Origin of the sequence: Pyrococcus sp., assembly GCF_030153625.1 — an archaeon.
GTDB lineage: Archaea > Methanobacteriota_B > Thermococci > Thermococcales > Thermococcaceae > Pyrococcus > Pyrococcus furiosus.
Window position 1 is genome coordinate 1 of sequence record NZ_JASKLM010000078.1, and the last position, 5,139, is coordinate 5,139.

3 protein-coding genes and 1 pseudogene are annotated in these 5,139 nt (G+C 39.0%); 2 read left to right on the forward strand and 2 right to left on the reverse strand.

The features are described 5' to 3' along the window. Positions 1–98: 98 nt before the first annotated feature. Positions 99–1,331, forward strand: a pseudogene (locus PWP39_RS09700) (acetate--CoA ligase family protein); the annotation flags it as partial. 16 nt (positions 1,332–1,347) lie between these two features. After that, positions 1,348–1,863, forward strand: coding sequence for a flavin reductase family protein (locus tag PWP39_RS09705; protein WP_288073587.1), 516 nt, complete (start codon positions 1,348–1,350; stop codon positions 1,861–1,863). Positions 1,864–2,245: 382 nt separating this feature from the next. On the opposite strand, the gene PWP39_RS09710 is transcribed toward PWP39_RS09705, so the two are convergent. Next, positions 2,246–3,613 carry a serine hydrolase domain-containing protein gene (locus PWP39_RS09710; RefSeq protein WP_288073588.1) on the reverse strand — a complete coding sequence of 456 codons (1,368 nt, stop codon included), beginning with the start codon at positions 3,611–3,613 and terminating at the stop codon, positions 2,246–2,248. Between the two features lie 19 nt (positions 3,614–3,632). Further along, on the reverse strand, positions 3,633–5,139 hold a 1,507-nt coding region (locus PWP39_RS09715), incomplete at its 5' end, for an N-acyl-D-amino-acid deacylase family protein (protein ID WP_288073589.1).

The following is a 5,139-nucleotide window of genomic DNA, read 5'->3' on the forward strand; positions in this document are numbered from 1 at the left end:
TTTATGATCAGGATTTTCCTCTGAAAGCTCAATACAACCACCAATCAATCAAAAGACTTAAGTGCTTATAACTCTAACGATCTAATGGGAACTAGGGTGTTATACCCATAAACCCGAAAGGGGGAGAGGTAGAAGTTGCCAATATAAGACTTAAGGTTGAGAAAAAACTTGAAAAGAATGTTGATATTGCTATAATCGCAATTCCTGCTAAACTTGTACCCTCATTAATTGATGAAATTGGTGATAAAATAAAGGGTGCCGTTGTAATAAGTGCTGGCTTCAGCGAAGTAGGCAATATAGCTCTTGAAAATGAACTAATTGAAAAAGCTAAAGAGAAAGGGGTTAGAATTATCGGGCCCAACTGTGCAGGAATCTTTGGAGTTCATGCCAATTTCTTCGGCTCTTTCGAAGTGCGGGTTAAAAAGGGAGGCCTTGCCTTAGTATCACAAAGTGGGGCCTTTGGCGGGGCTGCTTTGGCTATGGGAAATGAAGAAGGAATCGGTTTTTCTGCGTTTGTTTCATATGGCAATGCAGCAGACTTAACAGAGAGCGACTTTTTGAGATATTTTGCAGATGACAAAAATACAAAAGTCATCGCCCTGTATATAGAAGGAGTAAAAGACGGAAGAAAGTTTATAGAGGCTTTAAAATACGCAACAAGCAAAAAACCGGTCATAATCCTAAAGGCCGGAAAAAGCAAGAGTGGAAGTAAAGCAGCTCAGAGCCACACCGGAAGTCTCGCAGGCAGTTATGAAATCTATAGAGCTGCTTTTCACCAGTTCAACGCAATAGAAGTCGAGGAGATGGAAGAGCTATTCGATGCAGCAAAAACCTTTGAGATGTACAAAAATGGAGGCAAAAGGATTGCTATAATAACAAACTCCGGAGGACCAGGAGTCCTTGCCACGGATAAAGCTGAAAAATTGGACCTAGAGATAGCAAAGCTGAGTGAGAAAACGATAAATGCACTTAGGGAATTTTTACCCCCCCAATGCTCCGTTAAAAATCCCGTTGATTTAATAGCGGATGCTGATTATGAAAGATACAAGAAAACCATAGAAATCATCTGTGAAGATGATAATGTGGATAGTATCCTTGTGATCTGTGTTCCACCGATATTTATCCCCAGTGAAGAAATCGCAAAGGCAATAATAGATGCAAAGTGCGACAAACCGGTTATAGTGAACTTCATGGCTGGGGACCTCGTAAAAGAGGGAATCAAACTTTTAGACAGACATGGCTTTAAAAACTTTTTAACACCTGAAAGAGCTGTCAGGGCACTAAAATGGCTTAGTATGAGAAAAGGTTTTATTAATCAAGAGAAATCCTAATTGAGAGGTGAAAGCAATGTACCACCTTATCTATCCAATGAGAACTTATTTAATAGTCTCAGGTCAAGGTGAGGAAACGAATGTAATGGCAGCTGATTGGGTAACAGTGCTTTCCCACAAACCAACTTTACTTGGTGTTGCAATTTCCCCGAAAAGATACACTCACAAGTTAATTTCTAAATATCAAGAGTTCGTGATTAGTGTTCCAAGTTTAGAAATGCTCAAAGATGTGTGGATTGCAGGGACAAAAAGTGGTCCATCAAAAATTAAGGAAATGGACATAACATTAGTACCTTCGAAAAAGATAAGCACACCAAGCATAAAGGAGGCATTAGCAAACATAGAGTGTAAAGTAGTTGATGCAAGAGATTACGGGGATCATACCTGGTTCGTGGGAGAAATAGTCGGAAGCAGTTACAAAAGAGAAGCTTTTCCGAGAGGACGACCTGACGTGATGACGGCCAATTTTCTAGCTCATGCCGCATGGACAGACTTTGTGACTTTTGAAAAGAAGATTCATAAAACAGAATAAAGCCGAAGCTTTTTTGGTACTAGTTTTTAGGGGTTTGTTTTTGTTTTTCTATTTTTTAAAGCCTTTTCTTGAATTTTAAAGCTTTTTAATCGTTTTGGAAGTCTTTAGTAACCAGAAGTTACTATCAAATAAAAAGTTATGAAAACCCGGAATTTTTATAACGAAATTTTTTTGAACTTGTCAACATGGCTTTCACTTGATAGCATATTCTCACTCTGCCTAATACTTAAAGACAATTTGTCTTAACTAAAGAGGAACAGCCCCAAACTAAAAATTATACCTAAAACTTCAAAAATTTGGTCACAGAGATATCAAAAATATAATAAAAAGCCATCAATAAACTGCTTTTAGGGCGGAAATATTGCAATTGGTGATTCTATCATCATTCTTTTACTAGCTTGTGACGTTCATATATAAGTTCTATTTTATTGTCTTTGATGTAAAACTCTGCACTCATCTTCCTGCCATTTGAGAGCGTTGAACACACCACGGTATTATCCTCGACTTTCTCTGGCACTAGATGAATTGTATAATTCATAAGTCTGCTTGTCATTTCGAGGAACAAGAATCCACCATGACTCTTAACATTGAACTTTATGGTTCCTTTGTAGCCTTTGTATGTTCCTTCCAACTTTTTAAGGATTCTTTCTCTTCTGATGAATGGAAGTTCCCTTTCGGGGTCTTTACCAAGCATTAAGGCTAAACCATACATCCCAATACTTGACAATGAATACCCAGAGGAATTAGCCAAAACTGCAACACCAAGCTTCTTTTCTGAAATATAACCAATAAAACCCGTGTATATTAGAACTGACCCACTATGTTGGATCAGGCGTTCTCCTACGAAGTCGGGGTGGATTATCAGCCCATATCCATAGCTTTCCTCACCAAAAATCTCCCATGGTACTCTTATGTGTGGAGTTTCCATGGTTTCTATAGACTCTTTTTCAATAATCTTAACACCTTTGTACTCTCCCCGGTTTATGTACATCGTCAAATACTTTGCAAGGTCAAGAACATTGCTTAGCAATCCCCCATCCGCAGTTATCCCATAAGGAAAACTTTTCGGGATGTGTGCTTCTTTTTGTGGGTCTAGTACGTAGCCAGTAGCAACGTCAAACTCTTTGTCGACCTCTTTTTTAAAGAAGTATGAGTGATCCATCTCGAGTGGTTTTAAGATGTTCTCTTTAACGTACTCTTCATACAACATTCCAGAGACTTCTGAAATTATCTTGCCAAGCATTACATACCCAGTATTCGAATAGAAGAACCTCTCGCCAGGTTTTGTAAAAGCCCATTTTTCTGCATCCTGAGCAAATGCAATTATATCTTCTGGAGTTGCTACAGGGAGCCAACTATGACCAACATTTAATACTCCATCAATGAACGCTTCTGCATAACCAAGTGAAGGAATACCCGAAGAGTGAGTTAATAAGTGGTGTATCCTTACAGGCTCTCCAAAGGGTCTAAGTTTCATTGGAATGTACTTTTCTACTGGATCATCTAAACTTATTAATCCTTTTTCCACAAGTTGCATTATTGCCAGCGCTGTGAAGCTCTTTGTTATCGAACCAATTCCGTAAACGGTTCTCGACGTTGTGGGAAGACCACTCTCTAAGTCTCTAAACCCGAACCCCCGAGAGTAAACTACTTCGCCATCTTTTATCAAGGCAACACTTATTCCGGGCATTCTGCTTTCAGACATTTTTTCCACAACGAACTTCTCAAACTGCATAAGTTTTTCCTCCATCTCGTATCCCCTCCAACCCTCAGGTTCTCTTAAGAGCTATTCCAGGCGTATTTCCAGTACATATCCCATCTTTTACTACAAACTCCCCATTCACCATTACATATTTAATCCCCTCAGAATAGGCGTGAGGATTCGTAAACGTTGATGTATCTTTGACTGTCCAAAAGTCAAATAACACAATATCTGCTACAAATCCCTCCTTTATCAGGCCTCTATCCTTGAGACCAAGCTTCCATGCTGGCATGTAAGTCATCTTCTTGATTGCAACCTCCAGCGGCAATATTTTCTCCTCTCTTACGTATTTTGCAATGACTCGTGGAAAGGTCCCATATGACCTTGGGTGAGGATGGCCTTTCCCGAACTTTTGAATGCTTCCATCACTACCAATCATTGAAAGCCTGTGTGAAATCACGAACTTAACATCTTCTTCGCTCATTCCACCTACAATTACACTTATTTCCGGATCTTCCTGTATTAGGTCAAACATGATCTCATATGGGTCTTTGTTCATAGTTTGCGAAACTTCCAATAGGGAGTCCCCTTCGTATTCTTTAAATTTCTCTGAATACGCTATTATTGTTTCTTCAAAACCTGCATCAAGAAGAATATTCTCCCAAGTTGTGCTTGGCCTTGCGAGTTCTGTTCTAAGCCTTTTTCTAACTTCTTCCTTTTGAAGCAATTCCAAAAACTCGTTTAATCCTCTTTCCCTAGTCCAAGGAGGGAATAAGTAGAACAAACCTGTGGAGGCAAAGGTGTATGGATAAACGTCACATGTAACCTCCACACCAAAGCGTCTATAGTACTCCATCAACGCAAGAGTCGTCTTCACAAGTCCCCAGTTTCTTCTTCCGGATGCTTTGTGATGAGAAATTTCAACTCTGACATTCGCTTCTTTTCCTACTTTTATTGCCTCCAAAGTTGCTTCTATCAAAAGATCTGACTCATTTCTTATGTGGGATGCGTAAATTCCTCCATATTCCGAAACAACTTTTGCAAGCTCTATTATTTCTTCAGTGTTTGCAAATACTCCTGGATCATAAATTAAGCCTGTACTCATTCCAAATGCCCCTGCTTCCATAGCTTTTCTAACGAGTTCTTTCATTTCGTTTAAATCATTTGATGTAGGTTTATTATCACCAATTCCTAGAACATATGCCCTTACAGTGTTATGTCCGACTAGTGGTGCAATGTTGATTGCTTTTTTTGTTTTATCTAATGTTTTAACATATTCTTTAAAGCTTTTCCACGTAACCTTAACTTCTCCTTTGTAGTGGGAGAGTATTATGTCTATTACCTCTTCTGAATCTTCAGACAACGGGGCAGCACTTAATCCGCAATTTCCAGTTACGATTGTTGTAACTCCCTGCATAATATAGTTAAGAGCAGAGGGGTTCGCTAAAATTGCAACATCGCTGTGGTTGTGTATGTCTATGAATCCTGGGGTTGCTATTAGGTTTTTTGCGTTTATTTCTATTTCGCCGCGTTCTTTGATTTTCCCTACTTTTACAATCTTGCCATCTTTAATT

Coding starts and splice junctions, on each gene's coding strand:
- PWP39_RS09705 (WP_288073587.1), top strand. CDS start 1,348: ATGTACCACCTTATCTATCCAATGAGAACTTATTTAATAGTCTCAGGT.
- PWP39_RS09710 (WP_288073588.1), bottom strand. CDS start 3,613: ATGGAGGAAAAACTTATGCAGTTTGAGAAGTTCGTTGTGGAAAAAATG.